Origin of the sequence: Emergencia sp. 1XD21-10 (assembly GCF_009936045.1) — a bacterium.
Classification (GTDB): Bacteria; Bacillota; Clostridia; order Peptostreptococcales; family Anaerovoracaceae; genus Senimuribacter; species Senimuribacter intestinalis.
In genome coordinates this window covers 39,889-66,656 of record NZ_QWEQ01000011.1, presented here as the reverse complement: position 1 = coordinate 66,656, position 26,768 = coordinate 39,889, and the positions used below count along the sequence as shown (strand labels likewise).

The 26,768-nt window shown below is 45.4% G+C and carries 25 protein-coding genes and 1 tRNA gene; 24 read left to right on the top strand and 2 right to left on the bottom strand.

Annotation, left to right across the window (positions count from 1 at the left end):
• Nucleotide 1 precedes the first annotated feature (1 nt).
• The 19 genes from D1151_RS16650 to D1151_RS08140 all read left to right on the top strand — a co-directional run bounded on the left by D1151_RS16650 (nucleotide 2) and on the right by D1151_RS08140 (nucleotide 21,327).
• Nucleotides 2-238 (top strand): hypothetical protein, encoded by a 237-nt coding sequence (locus D1151_RS16650; protein ID WP_202620403.1) that lies wholly within the window; start codon nucleotides 2-4, stop codon nucleotides 236-238.
• Nucleotides 235-1,002, top strand: a complete 768-nt coding sequence (locus D1151_RS08225; RefSeq protein ID WP_161908572.1) for a 4Fe-4S binding protein — start codon at nucleotides 235-237, stop codon at nucleotides 1,000-1,002. The genes D1151_RS16650 and D1151_RS08225 overlap by 4 nt, the downstream gene beginning before the upstream one ends.
• Before the next feature lie 78 nt (nucleotides 1,003-1,080).
• On the top strand, nucleotides 1,081-2,454 hold the full coding sequence (locus D1151_RS08220) for an MATE family efflux transporter (protein WP_161908571.1): 1,374 nt from the start codon (nucleotides 1,081-1,083) through the stop codon (nucleotides 2,452-2,454).
• A gap of 448 nt (nucleotides 2,455-2,902) precedes the next feature.
• Nucleotides 2,903-7,678 (top strand): right-handed parallel beta-helix repeat-containing protein, encoded by a 4,776-nt coding sequence (locus D1151_RS08215; RefSeq protein ID WP_161908570.1) that lies wholly within the window; start codon nucleotides 2,903-2,905, stop codon nucleotides 7,676-7,678.
• Between the two features lie 170 nt (nucleotides 7,679-7,848).
• Nucleotides 7,849-9,255, top strand: a complete 1,407-nt coding sequence (locus D1151_RS08210) for a sodium:alanine symporter family protein (protein ID WP_243151011.1) — start codon at nucleotides 7,849-7,851, stop codon at nucleotides 9,253-9,255.
• Between the two features lie 125 nt (nucleotides 9,256-9,380).
• Entirely contained in the window at nucleotides 9,381-10,364 is a 984-nt protein-coding gene (locus tag D1151_RS08205) for a DMT family transporter (RefSeq protein ID WP_161908569.1), read from the top strand.
• Nucleotides 10,348-10,911 carry a cysteine hydrolase family protein gene (locus tag D1151_RS08200; RefSeq protein WP_160202505.1) on the top strand — a complete coding sequence of 188 codons (564 nt, stop codon included), beginning with the start codon at nucleotides 10,348-10,350 and terminating at the stop codon, nucleotides 10,909-10,911. The genes D1151_RS08205 and D1151_RS08200 overlap by 17 nt, the downstream gene beginning before the upstream one ends.
• A 121-nt stretch (nucleotides 10,912-11,032) precedes the next feature.
• A complete protein-coding gene (gene thiE / locus D1151_RS08195; protein WP_161908568.1) occupies nucleotides 11,033-11,677 on the top strand; it encodes a thiamine phosphate synthase in 645 nt (214 codons plus the stop codon).
• Nucleotides 11,674-12,348, top strand: a complete 675-nt coding sequence (locus D1151_RS08190) for an HAD family phosphatase (RefSeq protein ID WP_161908567.1) — start codon at nucleotides 11,674-11,676, stop codon at nucleotides 12,346-12,348. Before thiE ends, D1151_RS08190 begins: the two co-directional genes overlap by 4 nt.
• 3 nt (nucleotides 12,349-12,351) lie before the next feature.
• The gene (gene thiD / locus D1151_RS08185; protein ID WP_161908566.1) at nucleotides 12,352-13,137 is read left to right on the top strand and encodes a bifunctional hydroxymethylpyrimidine kinase/phosphomethylpyrimidine kinase; all 786 of its coding nucleotides are present in this window, start codon (nucleotides 12,352-12,354) and stop codon (nucleotides 13,135-13,137) included.
• 16 nt (nucleotides 13,138-13,153) lie between these two features.
• Nucleotides 13,154-14,371, top strand: coding sequence for an MFS transporter (locus D1151_RS08180; protein ID WP_161908565.1), 1,218 nt, complete (start codon nucleotides 13,154-13,156; stop codon nucleotides 14,369-14,371).
• Between the two features lie 13 nt (nucleotides 14,372-14,384).
• Entirely contained in the window at nucleotides 14,385-14,990 is a 606-nt protein-coding gene (locus D1151_RS08175; protein ID WP_161908564.1) for a lactate utilization protein, read from the top strand.
• Between the two features lie 15 nt (nucleotides 14,991-15,005).
• Entirely contained in the window at nucleotides 15,006-15,965 is a 960-nt protein-coding gene (gene sppA / locus D1151_RS08170) for a signal peptide peptidase SppA (RefSeq protein WP_161908563.1), read from the top strand.
• Nucleotides 15,955-16,617 carry an RDD family protein gene (locus tag D1151_RS08165; RefSeq protein WP_161908562.1) on the top strand — a complete coding sequence of 221 codons (663 nt, stop codon included), beginning with the start codon at nucleotides 15,955-15,957 and terminating at the stop codon, nucleotides 16,615-16,617. The genes sppA and D1151_RS08165 overlap by 11 nt, the downstream gene beginning before the upstream one ends.
• A gap of 568 nt (nucleotides 16,618-17,185) precedes the next feature.
• The gene (locus D1151_RS08160; protein WP_161908561.1) at nucleotides 17,186-17,557 is read left to right on the top strand and encodes a GntR family transcriptional regulator; all 372 of its coding nucleotides are present in this window, start codon (nucleotides 17,186-17,188) and stop codon (nucleotides 17,555-17,557) included.
• Between the two features lie 4 nt (nucleotides 17,558-17,561).
• A complete protein-coding gene (locus D1151_RS08155; protein ID WP_161908560.1) occupies nucleotides 17,562-18,425 on the top strand; it encodes an ABC transporter ATP-binding protein in 864 nt (287 codons plus the stop codon).
• Nucleotides 18,419-19,027 carry an ABC-2 transporter permease gene (locus tag D1151_RS08150; protein ID WP_161908559.1) on the top strand — a complete coding sequence of 203 codons (609 nt, stop codon included), beginning with the start codon at nucleotides 18,419-18,421 and terminating at the stop codon, nucleotides 19,025-19,027. The genes D1151_RS08155 and D1151_RS08150 overlap by 7 nt, the downstream gene beginning before the upstream one ends.
• A 139-nt stretch (nucleotides 19,028-19,166) precedes the next feature.
• Nucleotides 19,167-19,865: a response regulator transcription factor gene (locus D1151_RS08145; RefSeq protein WP_160202516.1), complete on the top strand. Its 699-nt coding sequence runs from the start codon at nucleotides 19,167-19,169 to the stop codon at nucleotides 19,863-19,865.
• Nucleotides 19,858-21,327: a HAMP domain-containing sensor histidine kinase gene (locus D1151_RS08140; RefSeq protein WP_161908558.1), complete on the top strand. Its 1,470-nt coding sequence runs from the start codon at nucleotides 19,858-19,860 to the stop codon at nucleotides 21,325-21,327. The genes D1151_RS08145 and D1151_RS08140 overlap by 8 nt, the downstream gene beginning before the upstream one ends.
• Before the next feature lie 85 nt (nucleotides 21,328-21,412).
• On the opposite strand, the gene D1151_RS08135 is transcribed toward D1151_RS08140, so the two are convergent.
• Together D1151_RS08135 and D1151_RS08130 are read right to left on the bottom strand one after the other, a co-directional pair.
• The gene (locus D1151_RS08135; protein WP_161908557.1) at nucleotides 21,413-22,588 is read right to left on the bottom strand and encodes a cation diffusion facilitator family transporter; all 1,176 of its coding nucleotides are present in this window, start codon (nucleotides 22,586-22,588) and stop codon (nucleotides 21,413-21,415) included.
• Between the two features lie 2 nt (nucleotides 22,589-22,590).
• Nucleotides 22,591-22,851: a TIGR03905 family TSCPD domain-containing protein gene (locus D1151_RS08130; RefSeq protein ID WP_161908556.1), complete on the bottom strand. Its 261-nt coding sequence runs from the start codon at nucleotides 22,849-22,851 to the stop codon at nucleotides 22,591-22,593.
• Between the two features lie 139 nt (nucleotides 22,852-22,990).
• On the opposite strand from D1151_RS08130, the gene D1151_RS08125 reads away from it, so the two are divergent.
• From D1151_RS08125 to D1151_RS08105, 5 genes are all read left to right on the top strand, one after another.
• Nucleotides 22,991-23,728, top strand: a complete 738-nt coding sequence (locus D1151_RS08125) for a hydrolase (protein WP_243151183.1) — start codon at nucleotides 22,991-22,993, stop codon at nucleotides 23,726-23,728.
• Between the two features lie 415 nt (nucleotides 23,729-24,143).
• Nucleotides 24,144-24,219 (top strand) — tRNA-Lys (locus D1151_RS08120).
• Nucleotides 24,220-24,642: 423 nt separating this feature from the next.
• Complete coding sequence (locus tag D1151_RS08115; RefSeq protein WP_161908555.1) at nucleotides 24,643-24,882, top strand: hypothetical protein; 240 nt, start codon at nucleotides 24,643-24,645, stop codon at nucleotides 24,880-24,882.
• 16 nt (nucleotides 24,883-24,898) lie between these two features.
• Nucleotides 24,899-25,246, top strand: coding sequence for a hypothetical protein (locus tag D1151_RS08110; RefSeq protein WP_160202530.1), 348 nt, complete (start codon nucleotides 24,899-24,901; stop codon nucleotides 25,244-25,246).
• A 511-nt stretch (nucleotides 25,247-25,757) separates the two neighbouring features.
• The gene (locus D1151_RS08105; RefSeq protein ID WP_161908554.1) at nucleotides 25,758-26,741 is read left to right on the top strand and encodes an aminotransferase class V-fold PLP-dependent enzyme; all 984 of its coding nucleotides are present in this window, start codon (nucleotides 25,758-25,760) and stop codon (nucleotides 26,739-26,741) included.
• The last annotated feature ends 27 nt before the right edge of the window (nucleotides 26,742-26,768 follow it).

Below are 26,768 nucleotides of genomic sequence, written 5' to 3'. Positions count from 1 at the left end.
CATGAGCACTGTATTAATCACCTGCAGCAATATGAGCGATCATGTGAGGGCAGCGCAGGAGAAAGAGGGAACGGACTATCCGGTCATTGAACTGGACAGCAAACTTCACGCAGAGCCGAGGGATATGCGTGCAAGGCTCTTTGAGACGCTGGAAAAACTGGTGGGCGGCAGATGGGACCATCAGTTTATCATAGCCGAAAAAGGCAGAGTTTTGCGAGAGGAAGATTTTTTAAGATGAAAAAGGTAACAGCGATTTATTTCAGCCCGACCCGGGGCACGAAGAAATATGTGGAAGCGGTGGCAAAGGCACTGGATCCGGATTTTACCGTGATTGACCTGACTAGTGCGAAGGCGCGCGCTGGCAAATACCACTTTGGCGCTGATGATTTGGTCATCTTTGGGGCGCCGGTGTATGCCGGAAGGCTTCCCCTTTATCCGGAAAAACTGTATGGGAACATTACAGGTGATGGAACGCCGGCGATTTTTACGGTGACCTACGGAAACAGAGAGTTTGATGATGCGCTTTTGGAAACCAAGGACATGTGCGAGGCGAACGGATTTGTAGGAATTGCAGCGGCCGCATGGCTTGCGGAACACACCTATTCTGCGAAGCTGGCGGGAGGGCGTCCGAGTCAGGAGGATCTGGCGAAAGTGGAAGACTTTGCCGAAAAGATTACCCAGGCAAGTTTGTTTGAGCCTTTGGATGTACCGGGAAACCGCCCGTATAGAGAAGGCAGCCGGCATCCGATGAACACTGTTGCTGCAGAGCGGTGCAGTGAGTGTGGTCTTTGTGCGCGTATATGTCCGGTAGGTGCTATTCATGATGGAGCAGGCTTTGAAGCGGACCAGTCCAAATGTATCGGCTGTCTTGCCTGTGTAAAGCGCTGCATGCGCAGCGCGCGGATTGTAGACGACCCGGGACTTGCAGCGATAAGACAAAAATTGGAACCGGCATTTGGCGGTGTACATAAGGAGAATCAGTATTTTCTGAATACAAAATAAAACAAATTTAATGCAACTTCTCTATTGCTTTTTATACAGAAAGGCATATAATTTAATATTAGCGATAGGAGAAGAAGTATGACAGAGAAGAAAAATTTTGAAATGGATATGGTGAGAGGACCAGTGCTAAAAAAGATGCTCAGGTTCTCTCTTCCTTTAATGTTTTCTAGTATTTTGCAGATTCTGTTTAATGCTGCAGATATTATTGTGGTGGGACGTTTTGCAGGGGACCATTCGCTGGCGGCGGTGGGTTCTACCACGGCGCTGATTAATCTTTTAGTAAATCTTTTTATCGGGCTTTCCATCGGCGCCAATGTAATGGCAGCTAAATACTACGGTGCGCGGCGCAGTGAGGCCTTAAAAGAGACCGTACATACAGCCATTGCGCTTAGCTTTGTCAGTGGAGTACTGCTGACGATTATGGGGATTTTGGGTTCGAGACAAATTCTAATCTGGATGAAAACGCCGGAGGAGGTTGTGGATCTTGCAGCGCTTTATTTGCGCGTATATTTTCTTGGCATGACCGGAGTTATGGTCTATAACTTTGGCGCATCTATTCTCAGAGCGGTCGGTGATACCAAAAGACCGATGTACTATCTGGGATTTTCCGGTGTTATTAATGTGGTGCTTAATTTGATTTTTGTAATTCCGCTGCGGATGGATGTGGCGGGTGTTGGTGCTGCAACCGCAATTTCTCAGTGGGTTTCGGCGATTTTGATTATCCAGTGCATGAGAAAAGAAGAAGGCACCATGAAATTAGTTCTGCGGGAGCTGCGCATTCATGGAGACAAGCTGATTGCTATTGTAAAAATTGGACTTCCTGCGGGCGTACAGGGGATGATTTTCTCCCTGACCAACGTGATGATTCAGTCCTCCATAAATTCTTTTGGCGCGACTATCGTGGCAGGAAACTCGGCGTCCAGCAACGTGGAGAATTTTATTTATTTCCCTATGAATGCTTTTTATCAGGCGACGATTTCTTTTACCAGTCAGAATGTGGGAGCAAGGAGAATCAGCAGAATCGACAAGATTTTGACAAGAGGCGAGATGTGCGCCATCGGAATAGGTTTGATTACAGGCCTTTTGGAACTGGCATTTGCACCGTTTCTTCTGGGGATATACTCTTCCAGCGGCGCGGTGGTTGCAGCAGGTATGCGCAGGATGCGAATTATAGCGCCGACCTATGCGCTTTGTGGCGCTATGGATGTTATGGTAGGCGCACTGCGCGGCATGGGCTATTCTGTTATGCCAATGCTGGTTTCGCTGGTTGGTGTTTGCGGTCTTAGAATTTTGTGGATTACGACACTGTTTCAAATGCCGCAGTTCCATACGCTGGAGATGCTTTACATCACTTATCCGGTGACTTGGGGTGTTACAGCGACAGCACATTTGATTACTTTCTTGGTACTGCGTAAAAAGCTTCGCGAAAAGGCGGTAGCGAGACGGCTGTAATGAGGCGGGTGCTGCGAATTACATATATTCAAGAAAAAGTCCTAAAATATGCACGACGTTGTGCATATTTTCTTGGGAAATTCTTAAAATATGCACAAACAAAGCTGCTTATGAAGAATTTTACTGTTCTTTCGGCAGCTTTTTCAATGTGAACAGTACCAATGTGCATATTAAAGATGTTTTTTTTAAAAAATATGCATACCGATGTGCATATAATCGACATAATCGCTGAAAATATTCACAACGAAGCTTGGGTAGTCTGAAAAGCTGCCATACGGTTAAATCTAATAGGATTCAGCCGTATGGCAGCTTTCCTGTTTTTGTAAGGGGAAAATCTAACCAAAATCTAACGAAAGTGTTGAAAAATCAACGATTGACAGCGATAGAAAAAGCGAATATAATAATATTGGAAATAATGAGAAGAAAGAGTAATGAAGGAGGGGAACCTGTGAGAAAAAGGCAAAAACCACAATCACAGAATAGAAAACGAATCATTGCAATTGGACTCTCAGTGGCAATGCTTCTTTCGGTACCTACGATGCAGGCGGCTGCTTTTGAATCGGAGGATTCAGAACATGCAGCTCTACTAGCAGAAGAAACGTCTGACGGCAGTGGAACTTTGACAGAAGAAAATTCTGAAGGAGAAAATTCCGCAGAAGAGGAAAAAAACGTAGTGCTTGCAGAAGAAGACAGTGAAACGGGTATGGACACTGCAGTACAGGACAGGAGCGAGGCTACGGAAACATCAGAAGCAGCAGAAACGGCAGAGGCTTCTATCGGCGAAAATGCGTATGATACGCTGCAGGAAGCTTTGAATGCGGCCAAAGAAGGGGATACAGTCTGTCTGCACAAAGATATAAACAAATCTGTCGTAATACGCAAGGCGATTACATTGGATTTGCAGGGACGTAGTATTTCAGGAAATGGTTCCTGCGCGGTCTATATCAATGGTGTGGACGCAAAGATTATAAACGGAACGATTAAGGATACGACTGCAACCAATGGCGCAGGCATTTATATCAGTAAAGCAGATGTCTTGCTGGAAAATATAAATGTGATAGGAAATACAGCGACCGGAGGATGGGGCGGCGGTATTTATGCCGCTTACAGCAGTGTTACTATGAACAACTGTGAAGTTTGTGATAATGTCAATACTTATTACGGCGGTGGCATTGCGCTGGTTGGAAGCAGTCTGAATGCGGATAAGACAACGATTGAGAATAATGAGATTCGGGAAAAAGTCTATAGCACCCAGGTTGGAGGCGGAATCTATCTTCATGATGAAGACAGTACCCTGAACCTGAAGAACTGCAATCTGAACGAAAATAAAGCCTGTCAGGGCGGCGCGATTTATGCAAAAGGCGCTGTCACATTGGAAAATTGTTCTATAATAGGTAATGAAACAAGCTATCAGGGTGGCGGCATTTACGCCAACGCGTCAGTCACTTTGAAAGAGTGCACAGTAACAGAAAACAAATCAGATAGTCACGGCGGCGGTATCTTTGCAAACGGTATTAAGCTCAGCCTGAAAAGCACTACGTTCAGCGGCAACTATGCGAACGGCAATGGTGGCGGCATAATGCTCAGCGGCGGAAGTAGCAGCGCGGAAATTGCTGATAGTACCTTTTCACAAAACAGTGCAGGCAGCAGTGGCGGCGGGATTGGTAGCTATGGAACAATTGTGCTGGAAAACTGCAGCCTGACAGAAAATACTGCTGACAGCAATGGTGGTGGTATTTTTTCCAGTAGTAGTTACGGTGGCGGCAATGTGACCATGACTGGGGGCAAACTTGCAGGCAACGAGACGGTTCTCCGGGGAGGAGGTCTTTATCTGACTGGCGATGGCGCGGAGATAAGAGATCTGGAAGTATCAGGAAATCAGGCGGCCTCTGGTGGCGGTATGCATATCAGCACAGATGAAAATACTATCATTGAAAATGTTGTGTTTACCGGAAACAGCGCCAGAGAAGCGGCGGCGGTTTCTTCCAGAGGCATCAGTGGTAGTGGGGATAAGCCGATCGTATTGAAAGCCTGCACTTTTACTAAGAATGCCGGTGAAAATACCGAAAGTATTTTCGTCGGAGGTTTAAAGAATATCTTAAAGAACTGTATTTTCTCTGAAAACAACAGTCCGCAAGGATGTATTGTAAATGTTTATGGGAACAGTTCGGAACTGTTCTTAGAAGATTGTCTTTTAGAAAAGAACACTTCAAAGTACGCGACGGTGTATAGCAACTGTAGTAAGCCAAGGGATGGTATAGAATTGAAGAACACCGTAATCAGGTATAACGAGGCAACCGGAACCGAAACAAATGCGACTGGAGGTGTTGCTGCGGACGGTAAAGGCTATCTGCGCATGATTTCCGGTGCGATTTATGAAAACACCAGCGGTGCGGACAGCGGCGCCAATGATTTGTTCCTCAGTGCAAACAGTTCGGTAGACGTTATTAAGGCTGAAGCTATGGAAGACGGCGAAACGTCTTTTGAGGGCTACACTTGGCATGATGAGACGAACTATATCAATGAAAAAGAAGGGCTGAGCACAGACAGCACCAGTGACAGATATTTTACCGCGGGTAAATACGATGATAGAATTGTTGCCCGCATTGGTGATGAAACTTTTAGAAGTCTGCAGGCGGCTGTAGACGCTGCAAAGACAGGAGATAAGATCGTTTTAATCGCAGGGGAATCTGACGGAAGCGCTGCTTTAACGACAAAATCCATTCGCGTTGAGAAGGATTTAACTATTGACCTAAACGGTCATACTGTGTGGATTAGAGGCAGCAGCGGGATTTCAACAGCAGCGGGAAAACTGAAGCTGGAAGGAACGGGAACTATTCACGGCACATTGAGAGCCGTTGAAGAGGGACAGCTTTCCGTAGCAGAAGGTGTTGTTGCAGAAAATCTGGTGATGAATGGTCAGAAAGCGTATCTCGATATGAGGCAGGATACTTTAAACCTGACTCTCGGCGCAGGCAAATCTGTGGCACTAGGTCAAAACTTCGAGGTGGAAAATATTTCCATAGAACTTGATAGTACAGTACTGGCGCAGCTTAACGGAGACGGATTTTTAGAACAGAATATTACGCTGATGACCGGTGCCCTCGATAAAAATCTTTCGGATAAAATTAATGTAAAAGGTTTGAAAAATCCTTTAGTAAGACTTGTGCAGAAGGATGATAAAATTGAACTTGAGAAGAAAATGCTTCAGGGTGTGTATCTGGATGGAAACAAAGGCAGCGACAGCGCCGATGGTCTTTCCAAGACGGCGCCTGTAAAGACTTTTGAAAAGGCAAAAGAAATCCTGACTGCTCACGAAGAATTAGATACTATCTATATCATGGGAACGGTTAGGATAAGCGGCAGCGCGTCTTGGACTTTGGAAAAAGGACAGATTATGCGCTATCCGGAATATAACGGAAATTTAATTTCCGTACCGAGCGGAAGCAATTTTGCACTTTCCCATATCACCATCGACGGTGCGGCGTCCTACGGTCTGACTAATACGAAAGCGTTAATCAGTCTCGGCGGTACTATGGAAATTGGCGAAGATGCGATTTTGCGAAGCAACAACGTTTCAGCAGCTTCTGGCGTGGAGTCACGGGGCGGCGCAATTATGTGCAGCGGAAAACTTACTATGAACGGCGGCGTAATTTGCAACTGCAGTGCAGAATTCGGCGGTGGAGTGTTCCTTTATGGAGACGGCGTATTTACCATGAATGACGGCGTAATGGAATCTAATATTGCCACTGGAAAGAGCAAAGCAGGTCAGGGCGGCGCTGTGATGATTACACATGATTCACAAATGATTATGAATGGCGGTGTGCTGCGTGGAAATCGTTCAGAAAGCAGCAACGGCGGCGCAATCTCTGTCGGTGGCTTGGCAGAAACAAATGCTTATCCACTTTTAAAAATCAATGGCGGCTATATTGCAGAAAACTATGCGAAGAGCTGTGGCGGCGGTATCTATGTAGAATGTAACGGTAAGGCGATTGTCAATGAAGAGATGAAGACCGGAGAAGTCGTTGGTATTCTCAACAATCGCTGTGACGGTGAACGCGGCTGGTTTGGCGGCGGCGGTATCTATGTCAACGGTGGTTTGCAGGATCTCGGTTATAAAAATGGCGTATTATATGTTTACAATGTGGCAGTATACAACAACGCCGCAAAAGGCATGCTGGGTGAGTACGGTGCAGGTCTTGCGGGCTGTGGTACTTCCAATACAACGATTTACGTGACCGATGGAGGCGTGTTCTATCAGAATCACAGCACAGAAGGAATTGCAGAGGATATTCTTTGCTCCAATGTAGATCATGGAACCGGCGTATCTTCTGTGCATGTGACTCCGGGCAGCCATATTTCCGAATATATGCTGGGCGGCGGCGCTTACCACTGGAAAAGTGTGAGTGGTGAAGAAATTACGCTCAGCGGCGTGCACAAAAGCGGTATTCACGCAATGCATACGGATTTAACGGCAGAGGCACCGGAAATTGAGAAAGCTATGGGTCTTGCTGGTGTGTTTATTGCTGGCAATACTTCCGGTACTCGCGGCGGCGGTATTGGAAGCAATGGTGATGTGATTATTGGTCATCCTGATGACGAGAAAGATTTGAGGGACATCAAGGCTACTAAGGTTTGGGACGATAATGACGACCAGCACAAGTTAAGGCCCGAATATATCAAAATCTGGCTGGTAAGAAACGGAGAGAAGGTCGCATATGAAATCTGCAGACCTGACGAGAATGACGTATGGCAAGAAGTAACTTTTAAAAATCAGCCGATTGCTGACGAAAATGGAACTCCATATGCATATACAGTTGTCGAGGACAGAGTCGGACTGGATTACCGCTATGTCAGCAGCGTGGAGGAAGTCGAGGAAGTGCTGGTAATTACCAACACCTTTAAGCCAAATATACCGGTGATACCGACTACGCCTGATGATTCGACTCCGGATCCTGACGATCCGAACCCACCAATCGATATTGAGGATCCGGATGTGCCGTTGGGACCGGGACCTGGATCTGATGATCCTGAGCCACCAATAGATATCGATGATCCGGATGTACCGTTGGGGCCGGGACCTGGACCTGATGACGATACATCCAGTAAATTCTCGCCGGAAACAGGAGACGATACGTCGCTTATGCTGCTTTTAGGCATCCTCGGTGTTTCAGTTCTGACACTGGGTATGGCAGTATACAGCAGGAAAAAACGGATGCAATAAAGGATTACCGGCAGAGGGGAGTAATTTAGCGAATTAATTAGGAAAACAAAATACAAAAAAAGAACATTTTATTGAAAGTGTTCTTTTTTTGTGATAAAATACTATCATGTATTATAGCATATAGGATAATAAATATAATTACTATTATTTACTAAAGGAGAGAACGAACAATGCAAAAAATCATGGGATCACTGGTTACGATTTCAGACGCTATTGACGGCTGGATGTACAGTAACTTGTTATTTTGGGCACTGATTGTAGCAGGCCTTTTCTTTACAATCAGAACCAAGTTTGTTCAAATCAGACTGTTTCCGGAGGGCATCAGGGTTTTAATGGAAAAAAGTCATGATGGAGGAATCTCCTCCTTTCAGGCGTTGATGATTGCAACCGCCTCTCGTGTAGGAACTGGTAATATTGCGGGGATTGCAACGGCAATCGTAGCGGGCGGTCCTGGAGCAGTATTCTGGATGTGGATTATGGCGATAGTCGGAGCAGCATCAGCTTTTATCGAATCTACCCTGGCGCAGATTTATAAGCAGAAGGACGGAGAGATTTTTAAAGGCGGTCCGGCTTACTATATAGAAAGAGCAATGAAAGCAAGATGGCTGGGTGTAATCTTTGCGATTCTTTTGATTTTGACTTTTGCTTTTGGATTTAACGGACTGCAAGCATATAATATCGCTTCTTCTTTGGAGCATTATGCCGGGGACAACTATGCTGCAGCAGCGCTGATTGTTGGCGTAATTCTGGCGGGAGTTTCTGCAATTCTGTTTTTTGGCGGCGCACAAAAAATTAGTACGGTATCTTCTGTACTGGTACCGATTATGGCTTCAGTCTATATTTTAATCGGCATTATCATTACCCTCTCTCACGTAAAAGACTTGCCAGCAATTTTCAGCATGATATTTGAGGAGGCTTTTGACTTTGAGGCAATCTTTGGCGGTTTTGCGGGTTCTTGCATGGTATGGGGCGTAAAGAGAGGTCTGTTCAGTAATGAGGCAGGTATGGGGTCTGCGCCGAATGCGGCTGCTGCAGCTGATGTCAGTCACCCGGTAAAACAGGGTCTGGTACAGGTTATTTCCGTATTTATTGATACACTGATTATCTGTACGACCACAGTATTTATCGTACTTTGCACGGGAAAGTACACTGTAGGCGGTGAGCTCAACGGTATTCCACTGGTGCAGGAGTCTGTGAAATCCATGTTCGGCGAGATTGGTGTAGGGATTATCACTGTGTCTGTTGCACTCTTTGCTTTTACATCTCTCATCGGCAATTACTTCTATGCAGAAGCTAATATTAAGTTTATCAGCGAAAGCAAGGCTTTTATGACCATCTTCCGGCTGCTGGCAGTAGTCATGGTATTTATCGGTGCCAACTCCAATCTGCAGCTGGCGTGGAATCTGGCGGATATCATCATGGGCGGTATGGCTATTGTGAACATTATTGCCATGTTCTGCTTAGGCGGTATCGCAATCCGTGCGCTGAATAATTATGTTAAACAGAGAGAAGAAGGGATAAACCCTGTATTTAAGGCGAAAGATATCGGACTGGACAATACAGACCTTTGGAAATAAACAGAAAGAATCTAAGGAGCTGCTGAGACAGCTCCTTATTTTTGCATCTGCATTCTATTGATTTTCACGCTTCGCAGGACTATAATGGTTCGGGAAGAACATTTTTGCAGGTGAGGGAGGAACCCATGGATAAGAAAAAAGGATATATTTGCATTTTTATAGCGACGATTCTATTCAGCTCTATGGAAATTGTGCTGAAAATGTCAGCGGGAGAGTTTCATCCCATTCAGATTACGATGGGAAGATTTTTTGTCGGCGGCATTGTGCTGCTGCCTTTTGCCATATCAGGACTTCGCAAGAGAAATCAGCGCATTACGGGAGCTGATATCAAATGGTTTGCAGTGCTGGGACTCATCGGTGTGCTAATCAGTATGACATGCTATCAGTTGTCGATTTTACATATTGAAGCCTCAAAGGTAGCGGTGCTGTTTAGCAGCAATCCACTTTTTGTTACTATTTTTGCAGTGATTATTTTAAAAGAAGCATTGCCAGGGCATAAGCTGATTTCAGTCATCGGGGACTTGCTGGGCGTCATCTGTATCGTGCAGCCGTGGCACCCGGGACTCAATGTGGCAGGAGTAATATTTGTTCTGCTTTCTGGGATGACCTTTGCACTTTACGGTGTGCTGGGAAAGAGTGAAAGCAGAAAGCTGGGCGGTATCGCTCTGACCTGCGGCAGTTTTTTCTTTGGAAGCATTGAGATGATGACATTTGCGGCGCTCAGTCATATTGGAGGTGTCGGCGCATTTTTGGAAGGTCACGGACTTGGCAGCTTTGTCAATATTCCATTTCTGGAAGGATATAACATGGGAAACCTGCCGTATTTTCTGTACGTGGCGCTCTTTGTTACCGGCATGGGTTACGCCTCCTATTTCATGGCAATGGAATACGTGTCTGCCCAGGAAGCATCTATGGTATTTTTCTTTAAACCGGTGCTGGCGGCTGCGGCTGCGGCTGTAGTGCTGGGAGATGAAATCCCTCCTACTATGATGGCTGGTATTGGACTAATTCTGGCAAGCTCACTGGTTTCCATGTACGGGGATCACAAAATGCAGCAGAGACAGGAACGTGAAAAATTGGAGGACGAAGGTCATGAGTATATTTCATAAAAAAGCGGCGCTGATTGTCATCGACATGCAGAAGGCATTTGTAGAGCCGGGTGCGGCGCATTGTATTGCCGGCGCAAAAGCAACAGTGCCAGCGTGCGCAAAAGTTATCGCAGAAGCAAGAGCGGCGGGCTCGCCGGTATTTTGGGTGAGACGGCAGTATCGCCCTGACGGAAGCGATGTGGAATTTACCAGAAAAGCAGCGTGGAAAGCCGGCGGCGGTACCATGGCACCAGGCTCAACGGGCATAAATAGTGAAGAATTGGCGGAAGGGCTTATGGCAGAGCCTTCGGATTATCAGATTATTAAACCACGATGGAGCGGATTTTTTCAGACAGAGCTGGATTTAATTCTGCGTCGTCTGCAGATAGAAACAGTGGTGCTCATTGGAACCACCACGCCAAACTGCGTCAGAACCACCTGCTACGACGCTATCGCGCTAGACTACGAAACTATCATTATAGAACAATGCTGTTCTTCCCAGACGGAAGAAATTCAGAGAGCAAATATGGAAGATATGGAGCACATTGGCGCAAAGATTATTTGGTAGTATGGATAATCACATTGACCGGTTTGCTAAAATTGACAAAATCCTGAGAATTTGTCAATGTCCGCCGTGGATTGACTTAGTTATTTGCGAAACACTATACTAGCAAAGAAAGGAACAGATTATGAAACTGACCCGTGAGAACCTGCTGCTGTATGCAGTGACAGACAGATCCTGGCTAGGGGAAGAAAGCCTGTATGAGCAGGTAGAGAAAGCGTTGAAGGGCGGCTCCACTTTTATTCAGCTGCGAGAGAAGAATTTGGAGAGAGATGTTCTCGTCAGTGAGGCGAAAGAAATACAGACCCTTTGCAGAATTTACGGCGTGCCCTTTGTCATCAACGATTATGCGGACATTGCAGCTGAGATTGACGCTGACGGTGTTCACGTAGGTCAGAAGGATTTGGAAGGACAGAATGTGAGAGAAATCATCGGACCTGACAAAATCCTCGGCGTTTCTGCAAAGACAGTGGAACAGGCGAAAGCGGCAGAGGCGATGGGCGCAGATTATTTGGGTGTCGGGGCGGTCTTTCAGACTGGATCAAAAGAAGACGCTGCGGAAATCAGCCACGAAACGGTGGCAGAAATCTGCAAGGCGGTGAATATTCCGGTCATTGGAATCGGCGGCATTACCCGGGAAAATGTAGGAAAGCTTTCCGGCAGGGGTCTTTGCGGGGTGGCAGTCATCAGCGCCATTTTTGGGCAGAAAAATATCGAGGAAGCAGCTAGGGACTTGAAAGAAGAAGTGAAAGTGATGGTGGAAGGAAGATGAGTCTAAAAGGTGTCATTTTTGATGTGGACGGCGTACTTCTTGATACTATGCACGTGTGGACCGACGCAGGGGCAAGGTATTTGCAGTCTTTGGGCGTGAAAGCGGAAGCAGGTCTTGGTGACAAACTGTTTACGATGACCGTGGATATGGGTGCAGTCTACGTAAAGGAGCGGTATGCACTGGCGCAGTCTACGGAGGAAATTACGAGAGGCATTAACGGCGTAGTAGCGGGATATTATGCAGATGAAGCGGCATTTAAGCCGGGCGCGAGGCAGCTTTTGGAGAGGCTGAAGACAGAGGGAATACCCATGACGATTGCCAGCTCTACTACAGAAGAGTATATCCGCACGGCATTTGACAGACTGGGCTATACGGGTTACTTTGCAGAAATTCTCAGCTGCGTCCAGTGGAAAACCAGCAAAGCGGAGCCGAAGATTTTCTTTGAAGCCATGAAAATTATGGGCACAAAGCCATCTGAAACATGGCTTTTCGAAGATGGGCTGTACTCCGTAAAAACCGCTAAAACGGCAGGGCTGAAAACCGTCGGTGTTTATGACCCGGTAAGCGAAAAAGAGCAGGCGGAGCTGTCGCAGAAGGTGGATATTTATGTAAGAACTTTGGAAGAACTTGACTTTGATAGACTTTTGGGAGTGCCTTCCCTAGAGAGGTAGCAGATGAAGAAATTTACAGCATTAACGATTGCAGGAAGCGACTGCAGCGGCGGTGCAGGCATTCAGGCAGACATTAAAACCATGACCATGAACGGGGTTTATGCCATGAGCGCTGTTACCGCGCTGACAGCACAAAATACCACCGGTGTGAGGGATGTCATGGACATAACGCCGGCGTTTTTGGCAGCGCAGCTTGACGCCATTTTCACCGATATTTATCCCGATGGGATAAAAATCGGCATGGTTTCATCAGCCGCGCTGGTGGATGTTATCGCTGAGAAGCTAACCTTATACAAGGCAAAGCATATTGTTTTGGATCCGGTGATGGTTGCGTCCAGTGGTGCAAAACTATTGTCAGACGAGGGGATTAAAGCTCTTTGCGAACAGCTGATGCCCTTGGCGGAACTGGTTACACCCAATATTCCGGAAGCAGAGTTTTTGTGCGGAAGAAAGATCAAGACGCAGAAAGATATGGAAGCAGCAGCTCAGACAATAAAGGAAAAGTTTGGATGCAGCGTTTTATTAAAGGGTGGACATCAGACGGGCGAACCCAATGATTTTCTTTTAGATAAAGATGGCAGCAGGTGGTTTTACGGGGAGCGGATAGACAACCCCAACACCCATGGTACAGGCTGCACTCTGTCCAGCGCCATTGCGGCGGGGCTGGCAAAAGGGCTGGAACTTGAAGTCGCAGTTGAACAGGCAAAAAAATACATTTCCGAAGCGCTTTCCGCTATGCTGGATTTAGGGGCAGGAAGCGGACCGATGGATCACGCCTATTGGGTTTGACAAGGAGCATTAGAAAATGAAATTTAGATTGAATTTTAGTTACGGGTGCATACACGGCACTTACTGGATGATTTACGGAATCGTCAGCAGCTTTGCGTCTGTGTTTTTGCTGGGAAGAGGCTATCTAAACACAGAAATCGGTATTATTTTAGCGGTCGCCAATGTGGTAGCGGTGGTGATTCAGCCACTGGTTGCAGATTTAGCGGATCGATCAAAGAAAATTTCAACCATCGGAATCAGCCAGATCATGACTATTATGATGATGGTGATGACGGTAGGTCTCTTTGCGCTGCAGGGAAAATCCGTGGCGCTTTCTGTGGTCTTCGTCTTGCTCATCGCCTGGCATACGGCGGTGCAGCCTTTGATTAATTCGCTTAGCTTTAAGCTTTCAGAAAGCGGTATCCACATCAATTTCGGAATTGCAAGAAGCGTAGGTTCGCTGTCTTACTCGCTATTGTGTGCAGTGCTGGGGGTGCTGGTTGCGCGCTTTGGTATTGAGGTGCTGCCTATCAGTGCGGAAATTGTCATGGCAATGATGGCGATCAGCCTTCTTATGACCAAGAGGCAGTATGACAAAGCAAAGGCCTGCGGCAAACGGGAGACGGCTGAAGAGACAGCTGCAGAAAACCTAACAGAAATGGTAGAAGTTGCAGAAGACATCAATCTACTGGAATTTATTAGAAGAAATAAGATTTTTTTCATTGCCAATATCGGTGTCATCGGGCTGTATTTCAGTAACTCGGTTATGAACAATTATCTCATGCAGATTGTGACGGAAGTTGGGGGAAACAGTGCGGATATGGGAAGAATTTTGTCGTTGATGGCGTTTTTGGAAATCCCGACTCTGGTATTCTTTGATAAGCTTCGGGCAAAATTTACTTGTCAATTCATGTTGAAAGTTGCGGCAATTGGATTTACAATAAAGATACTGATGTGCCACATCGCTGCATCGGTATCCATGATATTAGCGGCGCAAGTTTTCCAGCTTATTGCCTTTGGATTATTCCTGCCTGCCATGGTGCACTTTATCGATGAAATTATGAGCAAGGGAGAGGCAGTCAAAGGACAGTCGGTTTTTACCATGATGGTGACCATTACTACCATGCTTTCCAGCCTTGCCGGCGGTGCGATTTTGGATATCAGTGGTGCGAAAATGCTGACGCTGGTGTCTTTGATTATTACAGCAGCAGGTGCGGTCATTATTTTAGCGACAGTTGATCGAATTAAAAAATAAAGGAGTTATAGAGATGAACCTCGAAAAAACAGCGGCTTCATTTAAAGAGAAAGGCTATAAGGCGGTCATATTTTCTACAAAGGAAGACGCAGCAGATTATCTGAACAGGGAAATTGACGGGACTTCCGTAGGAATTGGCGGTTCTATGACGATCGAAGAGATGGGGCTTTACGAAATTTTATCCTCCCATAACGATGTTTATTGGCATTGGCGGCCGGCAGGAGGGATGTCCATAGAGGAATTGACTACCCATGCGGCTGGTGCAAAAATCTATCTGACTTCCGCCAATGGAGTCAGTGAAACGGGAGAAATGGTAAATATTGACGGAAAGGGCAATCGTCTTTCAGAAAGTCTTTATGGACATAAAAAAGTATATTTTATTGTCGGCGCCAACAAGATTATGCCGGACCTGCAGCAGGCCATAGACAGAGCCAGAAATATCGCTGCGCCGAAAAATGCCAAACGTCTTTCTTGTAATACGCCATGTGCATTAAAGAGTGACAAGTGCTATGATTGCAGCAGTCCGGAGCGAATCTGCAACGGCATGGTGATTTATTTTGGAAAAATGTTCTCCTGCGAGATGGAGATCATTCTAATAAATGAAGAATTGGGATATTAATAGAAGGGAGAAAGTATGAAAACCAAACAGACGATTGGACTGGTAGTTGCAGTGATTTTGTTCATTGTAACCGGTGTTGCCAGTGTTATGACGAATACGGTTTCAGATAGGATTTTTGACCGTGCAACAGAAAAAATTTTAAACGGTGATGTGGAATTTGTGCCGCCGGCAGGAGAGTATATCGCTATTGTAGATATTGTGGGAACTATTCAGGCGCAAAGCGATGATTTGTACGGCACGGAGGGCTATCGCCATTCTACCAACCTTAATTACATTGACAGTTTAATCGACGATTCCAATAACGAAGGAATCCTGCTCTATGTGGATTCCCCAGGAGGTACTGTCTATGAATCTCAGGAAATGTATGACAAGCTGATGGGGTATAAGAAAGAGACGGGAAGACCAGTCTATGCCTACATGGCGCATACCGGGGCATCCGGTGCCTATATGATTTCCATGGCAGCGGACACTATTTATGCCAACCAGAATACAGTGACCGGCTCTATCGGTGTTATTATGAGCGGCTATGATTTGAGCGGCCTTTACAAAAAGCTGGGTATCAAAAACATCGCCATCACAAGCGGTGCTAATAAGGCGGCAACCTTTAACGATGAGCAGATGAAGATTTATCAGTCCCAGGTGGACGAATATTTCAGCGAATTTGTAAAAATCGTAGCTGATGGAAGAAATATGACAGAAAAAGAAGTGCGCAAGCTGGCTGACGGCAGAACCTATACTGCAAAACAGGCGGCCCAAAATGGTTTGATTGATAAAATCGCCAGCTATGAAGAGGCAAAGGAAATGGTTTCCAATACGCTGGGTGTAGATCAGTACTACCGTCTGGATTCAGCAACAGATTTCTGGACTGCACTCTTTGCAAAGGTTGAAAACCTGCTGCCGAAATCGGACAGTCAGGTACTGAAAGAAACCGCTGAAGAATTTGAAAGCGGGGTGTTTATGTATTATGTGCAGTAATACCAACTGTCAGGTGCAGGTGTACGCAGGATTCTGGGCGCGCCTTGCAGCCTACCTCATTGATATGGTGCTGGTATGGCTGGGTCAGCTGGTGGTGCGTCTGGTACTGTTTCTCAGCTTCGGCATGCTTTTGGAAAACAATCCGCTGGACAGCAGCTTCCTGTTCCAGTACTCCTTTAGAGATGGTATTTTGTACGCAGCAGGCGCTGTCTATTTTGTACTGTGCACCTACTATGCAGGAGCAACCCTTGGAAAAAAAGCGCTGAACTTAAAGGTGGTAAGTGCAGATGCGGAAAAGCTGAGTTTTGTAGATGTACTTTACAGAGAAACTATCGGCAGATTTCTGTCCTCCTTTATTCTCGGTATCGGATATATTCTGGTGGGAATTACTAACGAGAAAAAGGGACTCCACGATATTCTCTGCGACACCAGAGTGGTCTATGAGAAGAAGATACCGACCTATATTAACGGAGATATCAATAAGCGGTATCGGCAGGTTGACTCAGTGGATGTGCCAACGCCGTCTGTGCCTCCGGCATCTTCGATACCGCCGCGCGTGCCGCCAACGCCTCCGACAGGCGACATCTACGAGCGCTACATGCACGTAGATTCGAATCAGGGGCCGAAGGAGCGTAAAGAAGACGAAAAATAAGAAATTTAAAGAGGGCAGCTGTATTGACGGGTAATCACCGTTCATGCAGCGCCCTTTTTTGTTGTGGAAGGATTGGTGTGAGGACCCGCGGCCAATGTCCACTACCCAATAACTAGGGCTGTGCGCCGACAATCCTTGTTTTTTCTGTGTATATGGCGCACTACCTCAGTAAAACGCCATCTTTGGAATATTTTCCTGTATACATGGCGTGCCCCCCCTTTGTGGCACGCCATGTTTTATGGTTATTTAGAGTGGTGATGGCGCGCTACCTCAATAAAACGCCATCTTTGACCTAAATTTAAAAAGAACCGGCGGATTTAGCAGTAGCTGCCCTTAGCTATCGTTCAAATCTTTAGAGTGCGCGCCATTTCGCCCTCTAAAAAGCAAGGAAGATGGCGGATTTCTTCAGGTGTACGCCATGTATACAAAAAAATCCGCCAAAGATGGCGCGCAGTCGGACGAATCTGCTGTCCTCTCATTAAAATTATAAAAAAGCCTTGACAAACTGTTATAACTGTATATACTGTATATATACGGTTAATCATACACCGAATCAAAGGAGGCCACCTTGGATATTATTATTAGCAATGCAAGTCAGCAGCCGATTTATGAACAAATCTATCTGCAGATTAAGAATCAGATTATTGCCGGTATGCTCGCAGAGGGAGACGCACTGCCGTCCATTCGCTCTCTGGCGAAGGATCTTAGAATCAGCGTGATTACTACAAAAAGAGCTTATGATGAGCTGGAGCAGGAGGGGTTTATCTATACCGTAGCGGGTAAGGGCTGTTTTGTAGCAGAGCAGAACACCCAGCTGATTCGAGAAAATCATCTAAAGCAGATTGAAGCCAGGATGATGGAGATTTTAGAACTGGGAAAGGTTTGCGGTCTGACTTGTGGGCAGCTTGCTGAAATGTTGATGTTGCTGGAGGAGGAGTAAAGAGATGAGCTATGAGAATGCCATTGAACTGAAATCTGTGAGCAGAAAGCTGGACGGATTTGCCCTGGAGGATATCACTTTTAATTTGCCAAAGGGCTGTATTCTGGGTCTGATTGGGGAAAATGGCGCAGGAAAAACTACTACCATCAGGCTGATTATGAATACTTTGAAGAGAGACAGCGGAATGGTGCAGGTGCTGGGGATGAGTAACGAGGATGCCGGCTTTGACAGGCTGAAGGAAGAGATTGGCGTAGTTCTGGATGAGGCGACCTTTCCGGGTGTGCTCAATGCCAGTGATGTAAATAGGATTATGAAAGCTACTTATCGAAAGTGGGATGAGGAAACTTATTTTGGATATCTTACCAGACTGGGTCTGCCAAAAGAGAAAGCCTTCAAGGATTTTTCCAGAGGCATGAAGATGAAGCTTTCTATTGCGGCTGCGCTTTCTCACGACCCGAAGCTTTTGGTTTTGGATGAGGCAACCAGCGGATTAGACCCAATCGTGCGAGATGAAATTCTGGAGATTTTCTATGATTTTACCAGAGAGCCGGATCACTCTATTCTGATTTCTTCGCATATATTAAGCGACCTTGAGAAACTTTGCGACTATATTGGGTTTATCCATCAGGGAAAGCTTTTGTTCTGTAAGGAAAAGGATTTGCTTTTGGAGGAATACGGGATTTTGAAGTGCAGCAAAGAACAGTTTGCCGATGTGCCGGCTGAAGCCGTGGCAGGCATGCGCACCGGTCAGTATGGGATTACGTGTCTGGTGAAAAGAGAACTGGTCAGCGATGTTTTTATGCTGGAGAAGGCTACCATCGAGGATATTATGCTGTATATGACGAAAGGAGTGCGGGGGAAATGTTAAGGGGACTTTTAATTAAGGACAGTATGGTGCTTTTTAGACAGTTAAAGCTGTTTTTCATTTTAATGATTGGATTTGCAATAATTCAAAATGAGGCAACCAATGGGTTTGCGCTGATGTATATGACTATGCTACCGATTACGGCACTGGCTTTTGATGAACAGTCGAGATGGGGCACTTATGCGCAGATGATGCCTTATAAGATTAGGGATATCGTAATTTCCAAGTATCTAATCGGCATGATCGGCGCAGCATTAGTTGCTGTCATCGAAATCGTTTCCTCGGCTGTATTCATGCTGGTAAGGGAAGGCAATCTGGAACTCCTCACGGAAAAACTTTTAGTTTTGCTGCTGGTATTCTGCTGCAGTTTGGTTCTAATGTCAATCAACCTGCCGATTATTTTTAAGATGGGTGCTGAAAGGGGAAGAATTTTATATATTTTAATTACGGTGGGGCTGGCATTTTTAACTGTGCACAGCATTGACCTGGAATTCTGGAATTTTAACCCGAGAATCTATCTTGTTGCTGGTGTGTGCATCTCAGCTTTAGCAGTGATTGTTTCCATGGGGATTTCCATGAAGGTGTACAAAAGGAAATATCAATAGGTGGTTACTTACAGGGACTTGCGCTTGCGAGTCTCTTTTCCTTTTCTTAAAAATTCTTAAATTCTATGGGTTTTACTATATTTTTTTGTAATATCGGTATAAAATAGGAGGTGCAGAAGGGGAAGAGAAAGGACAGTTTATGATGCAATATAAGATTTTAGTTGTGGACGATGACCCGAATATCAGAGAGGTTTTAACCGTGCTGCTTGGCAGTGAAGGATACGTTGTCGACCAGGCCGAAAATGGAGAAATTGCACTGGAAAAGATAAAAGAACATAAGCAGGTAGACCTGGTAATATTAGACATCATGATGCCGGGTATGTCCGGTGTGGAAGTATGTGCCAAAATCAGAGAAACCTCATCGGTGCCGGTTCTATTCTTGACGGCAAAGTCTCAGGAGCAGGACAAGGTGGAGGCTTATTCTGAGGGTGGTGACGACTATCTGGTGAAACCGTTCTCTCAGACGGAGCTTTTGATGAAAGTAAAATCCCTGCTTCGCAGATATAAGGAGTATTACAGCAGGTTTCCTCTTACAACGGAAGAAACCCTCGTCGGTGGAATTTCCATTGACAGCAAATCGAGAGCGGCGGTTCGAGGCGACAAAAAGATTCCGCTAACAGATAAAGAATATGATATTTTGCGCTATTTCATAGAGCACCGTGGCGAAATCGTAGAGAACAAAGACCTTTACGAAGGTGTATGGGGAGAAAAGTATCTGCCGTCTGCGGGCAATACTATTATGGTGCATGTTTTGAATCTGCGTAAAAAACTGGAAGAAGACGTAAATAAACCGAAAATCATCAAGACAGTGTGGGGAAAGGGGTACAAGGTTGAGTAAACAGAAAAAATTTGTTTCCCTTAACCTGAAAATGGCAATCGTCACTCTGATGGGGATTTTTCTGGCAATATGTATGTATTTGGTCAGCACTTGGTTTTCAAACTATATGATAAGTGTCAACTTTACCAGCGAACCGGCAATTGAGCGTAATGTCAATGCTGCTTTTGAGGATTTAGAGCAGTATATTGAGGAGCACCACGTGAAGGCGACGGATACGGATGTGCTCCGGGAGTGGGTATCTGATCAGGATTACACCTATCTTTACATATGGGACAACGAAAATGTAATGCTAGATGCAGGCTGGGCAGTGACGTCTAACGAGGATACGGTAGACGAAGGAATTACAGAGGACAGCAATACACAGCTTGAGAATTATCTGCCGCAGCAGAAGGTGGCGCGAATTGAGCCGGAGTCTTTTCAGGAAGATGTAAGAAATCGAATTATTCAGTACGCAGATAAAAAGTATTATACCTATATCGATATATACAAAGAAGAAGGCTGGAGACAAATTACCGAGACTGTCAGTCTGGTTTTGAGTTTTTTGACTTTATTTCTGGTGCTGCTTTTATACCACGGGTATATAGCAAAGCGTATTATGACTCTGGCAACGGAGGTAAATATTGTCAGTGATGGAAAACTGGATCATGAAATCAAAGGTACGCGTAATGATGAAATCGGCATGCTGGCTGACGGTGTGAATGTCATGAGGGACTCCATTTTACAAAAACATCAGAGTGAAAAAGATGCGTGGGAGGCTAATAATCAGCTGATTACTTCCATGTCTCACGATATCAGAACGCCGCTGACATCCATGATAGGATATCTGGATATCATTGAAGGAAGAAAATACGAAAGCCAGGAGGACTTGGAACGATATATTGCTTCTTGCAGGGATAAGGCTTTCCAATTAAAGGATTTATCTGACAAGCTGTTTCAGTATTTTCTGGTCTTCGGAAATAAGGGAACTGACAGGGAATTGGAAGTATTCGATGCGAGTATTTTGTTTCAGCAGCTTTTATCTGAGCACAGTGCGGAGATTATCAGCTATGGATATCAGGTAGAATTCTACTTTAATATACCGGAAGTGCAGATTAGAGCGGATATTTCTGGTTTACGCAGACTATTTGATAATATTTTTTCTAACATTATGAAGTATGCAGACAAGAATGAAGTAGTCTGCATTTATGCAGAGACGGAAGCTGAGAATGTCAAGATTTTGGCGATTAACGGCATGCCTGAGGAAGCGAAGAAAGTGGAAAGCACGCGAATCGGGCTGAAGACCTGCGAAAAAATCTGCAGCGACCTTGGCGGCGATTTTTCTTACGATGAACAGGAACGTATCTTTACGGTGAGAATTCTGATTCCGACTTTGCCGGCAGAAGAGCTGGAGCAGGAAGAAAATACGCAGGCAGACATGGAAAAAGAACAGCAACCTTCAAAAGAAGTGCTGATTGGAGAGTAAAACTGTAACGAAAAAGAGACTGAACTCAGGTACATATCAGGGCGCATGCCTTGTGAGTCAGTCTCTTTTATTGTACTTTATATTGCTACACTTGATTTACATAGTTCTTATCAAAGTTGATGACGACAAAATAGTTTTCGTCGATGGCTTTGATCGCATCTGTAAATGCCTGGTGTATTTCTTTGTTGGAAAGCTTGCAGCTTGGATTTACAACGATATCAAAGATGATGTTGGTGTGAGTCGGTCCAGGAACTACGCGCAGGTCGTGGACGTTGGATACGCCGTCCAGGCTGGCTGTTACTTTTGTTGTCACTTCGTGCATCAAGGTTACGATCGGATCATCGACTTTGATTGGATCCATGTGGGCAGTAAGTACGATGTGAAGCTTTTTAGATAGCTGCCGCTCGATATTGTCCACCATGTCATGGCTTTCCATCAAATCGCCGTTTGCGTCCACCTCAATATGGATGGAGGCAAAAACTTTACCGGGACCGTAATTGTGAACGACCAAATCGTGAATGCCCAGTACGCCGTCAAAGTCTGAAGCCATTTCGCTGATAGCGGCAACCAGATCTGGGTCAGGGGCTTCCCCTAAGAGCGGGCTGGATGTTTCTTTTATGAGTCCAATACCGGACCAGATGATGAACAACGCCACAAGGACGCCCATGTATCCATCAATTTGGATATTTGCCATCTTGCCGATGATGATGCTGAAAAGCACTGCAGTGGTCGAAATTACATCGTTGCGGCTGTCTGTTCCGGTAGCAGTTAAAGCGACAGAATTGATTTTCTTACCGATTTTGATGTTGAACATTGCCTGCCAGACCTTCAAAAGAATTGCAAGGAGCAGCACGATGACCATAGACCAGCTGAACTCCAGCGGCTCCGGGTGCAGAATTTTATCTATGGAGGATTTAATCAGTTCCACACCGACTACAACGATGAGAACTGAAACAATCATACCGGTGATATATTCAATGCGGGCATGACCATAAGGATGTTCCTCATCCTCGGGCAAAGCAGAGAGTTTGAACCCCGCCAAAGTGATGACGGAGGAAGAGGCATCTGCCAGATTGTTGATACCGTCTGCGATGATGGCGATACTTCCGGAAATCAGCCCTACCAGAATTTTTGCAATGCAGAGGATGGCATTGGAAATAATGCCGACTACGCTGGCAAGCTTGCCATACCCTTCTCGAACTTGCGGCTCTTTCGTATTTTCGTGATTTTTCACGAAACGTTTGCACATAAAATCGGTCATATTTAGTTGGCTTCCTCCTGGGCAATAGCGGCTTCCACTGCTTTTACCAGCTGGTCAGGACAGGACGTTGCTTTAAATCCGCAGCGAATGCCAGAAAGTGTTTCTTTCAGTTGGTCGACGGACATGCCGGAAACCAGCTTGCTGATTCCCTGTAGATTACCGTTACAGCCGCCGTGAAAAACGGCCTGTTTCAGAACTCCGTTTTCGACCTCCACATCGATATAACCGGCGCAGGTGCCTTGAGTTTTGTATCTGTAAACCATAGTAAAAAATCTCCTTTCTATATTTTATCGCAAGTATCACCAGTATAACACAATTAGGAAAAAATATGAAGAAAAAATAATTGAACATTGACGTCCTGCTGGTGTATAATTGACGTATCATTCAAGGAGGAGGTTCAGCATGGGAGAAAAAGAAATACCTAGAATTAGTGGAACGCTTAGAGCAAAATATTTACAGATACCGGAAGTCATCTGGCAGGCCAAGGGCATTGTAATCATGGGGAGAAGACTCAAATCGGTTCTGTTTTCTACAGACATAGCTATTATCAGAAACTGTAATGCGGATGCGATTCTTGCCGTTTATCCTTTTACGCCGCAGCAGATTATCTCTGATGCAATTATCAATGCATCATCGGTGCCGGTTCTTGCCGGAATCGGCGGAGGCACAACGCAGGGCTTTCGTGCTGCTATTATGGCAAAGGACGCTGAAGCGCAGGGGGCATATGGCGTAGTTGTCAATGCACCTATGACTAATGATAATGTAGCAATGATAAAAAAAGTAATTGATATTCCAATTGTAGCAACAGTAGTCAGTGATTCAACCGACATTGATGCCAGGCTAAAAGCTGGAGTGGATATTCTCAACGTATCTGCTGCAGCGAAGACGCCGCAGCTGGTGCGCCACATTCGCAAGGATTTTCCGAAGGTGCCGATTATCGCAACAGGCGGACCGACGGATGAAACGATTCTGGAAACCATTCAGGCAGGGGCAAATACAATCAGCTATACGCCGCCGACTTCAGCGGAGATTTTTGCTGAAATGATGGTGAAATATCGCAAAATGGCAGAGGAACATCCCGAAGAGCATAAGTGCCCGGAAGGAGATTTAGAATTTTCTGAGCTGCTGGAACTGCTGTAACTGTTGCAACTGCTGCAGCTTTTGGGGGGCGAACTCGTGGGCTGTCCGGACGGGCGTTGGCTGGACGTGCGTTGGCTGGACGTGCCGGGGCTTGCTGTGCATAGAATCTGTGTTTTTCTCGAAAATATGCAGTTTTTTCCGACAGGTTGTGCATATTTTTGAAGAAAGTAAGAAATATATGCAGATTTATAGGTGGACCGCCGGAAAGTTGACCGGATATTGACTATGAATCTGCATATTTTAAATGGTTTTCACAAATATATGCACGTGCATGTACATATATTTGGAGCTTTTGGTGAATATATGCACTGGGGGAACTACGACAGCCTGAGAAAAAAGAAAAAAAGTCATTGACAAGCTATTGCAAAAGTGTTATTATATCAAATGTGCCAATGAGCACTGAACTGAATAATGTGCATCCATAGCTCAGCTGGTAGAGCACCTGACTCTTAATCAGGGTGTCCAGGGTTCGAGCCCCTGTGGGTGTACCAATACAGAAAAACAGATACCATTTGGTGTCTGTTTTTCTTTGCCTGTAATCAAATCGCAGGGGCTCGAGATGCAAAGGATTACTACAGAGGAAGGAAAAGTCAGGAAGGTATGGCATGCGTATAAATAAAAAAATGATGATTTGGCAGTGATTGTCTAGTATAATGGAAACAAAACGGCAGAATTTTGTCGGGGTATGTGCCGCCCGATATTGTGGACAAAGCGTCTAAATTGGCGTATTTTACAATAAAAGGCCCCGGGAGTATAGATGGCGGTCACTTGAAAGTAAAAGATATGTTACCACTTAAGTCAGATTTGTACTCCAAAATTCTTTGCCGAGCAAGCCGATAGGAAATTCCAGCGCATCATCGCAAGGCGTTAGACAAGATTTGCTAATTCAAAGTAAAATAACAGGAGAAATTTGCATGTTAAAAAAAGTAAACCAAATTACAACCATAGTAATTTATTCATTTCTCGGAGTCTTTGCCGGAAAGACAATCTTTACCTTTTGGCACTACAAAACCCGCCCGGAGCTTTATACTATGCGGTCAGCTCCATGGTACACAGAAATTTTACTTCACGGCGGACTTGTGGGCGTTGTGGTGATTATCGCTGTTTTGACGAAGATTTTTGTCCGATGGAAGATGAAACAGGATAGAAGTTAAGAAAAGGAGGCATACCATGTCATTTACAGAAATTTGCATTTATCAGGTGAAGCCGCAAAAGGTTGAGGAGTTTGAGGAACTCATGGCGAAGGCAGAGGACTTTCTGAAGAAGCAGGAGGGACTGCTTTTTCTTAGATTTGTAAAAAGAAATCATCGTATAGATATGGAACAAATCAGAGAAGGTTTGCCGCCCCTTGAAATCAAACGGGTTGTAAAAAGTGTAAAGTATATGCTTTACTGGGAATTTGACACCAGGGAGAACTATGGAACAGCACAGAAAAAGCTCTACGAGAGCTATTGGAAATCTATTGAGAAATGCCTGATTGCACCTCATGATAAATATTTGGGCGAGACCGTATTTTGATGTTCGGAAGGAAATGGTTACTATAGCGGTATGTATCGGACCAAGCTGAGGCGCTTGAAAAAGACGCAGGGTTTATACGGGAATAATGATTTAACGATTCTTGCACCATTTTGCGAAAAAAATAAGCAAATGGTGCAGTTTTTTCTTTGGAATTAGCTAAATCTGCACCATTTGTGTCAGAATCAAGGGCAATGGTGCGGGACAAGGGGATTGCAGAATTGATTATTTCCAGCATATTACAGGGACTTCCAAAAATGTGATTGGATAGACAGTGAACCTCAGCCGTATAGACGTGAAATTGCTTAACTATGGAGTACGGCAAGTGATTTTCGCACCATGAGAGCGGATTTTTTGAAAAATGGTGCAGCTACGACCGTTTGGCCCTGAAAAAGTGCACCAAGAGAGAAGTTTTGAGGGGAAATGATGCAGAGGCGACGGTGGACGTGACAACAGCGGCAAAATCATATATAATAGTGCTAATAGAAACTGCGCGAACAGAGAGGAAGGCTATATGATTTATTTGAACAACATCGAAAAGACGATTCACAAACCGGCGGCGAGGGATTTGGACCCAGTCAGCGACCAGCGGGCGAAGGAGCTGACGGCAAAGCTGCTTCACTGCAAAAGACCAGAAAATATATATTTGACAAACGACGGAAGTGCTGCCATGGAAACGGTTTTGCGCGCCTTTGTTCCAAGAGGTGGACATGTGATTGTCGGCGCTTTTGAGAAGGCGGATACATTGCAGGTGCTTTCCGATTTGGAGTGCAGAATCAGCAGACTGGAGGCAGACCATTGCGGCAGACTGCAGTATAGTACTCTAGGAGATTTGATTGAAGAGGATACCTGTGCGGTGGTTTGTGCCCATGGATGCAGCCTGACGGGGAATGTGGCTGACCTGGAAAAGATTTCTTCTATTGCAAGAGGGCACAAAGTCCTTGTCATTTCAGATGGCAGACTGACGGCAGGCGCAATCGATGTAAACCTTGAAAATCTAGGCGTAGATGTTTACTGCATTACCAGTGAGAAAATGCTTATGGGACCTTCTGGTGTCGGCGGAATCTGTCTTAGAGACGGAGTGGATGAAACAGCGTTGCAGGCGCTGGCGAGCCAAATAGAAGGTCCACAGCAAAGAGCGCTGAAAACCTTTGCTGAATCAATAGAATTTATTTTGGAAACGGGCATTTACGGCATCGCAATGCTGCCGCATAGACTGGCGAAGAGATTTTTTGAATCTGCTAAAGCTATGAACTCTGTCAAAGTCCACGGTGACTACGGTCCGGGAGATAGACTGCCGACTATTTGCATTACGGCAGAGGGATTCACGGCGGAGGAAATTCGTGACTATATGAAAGAAAAAGATATTTTAATCGGCGTGGAAAACGGCGTGGCGCAGTTTTCTTTCGGCTATTTCAACACGCGGCCGCAGGTCAAAGAAACTGTGCTGCGGCTTTTGGAAATGCTGGAGATTGACGATCCATACCTGCTGCCGTAAATTACGCGGAATACAACTAAAATCCAG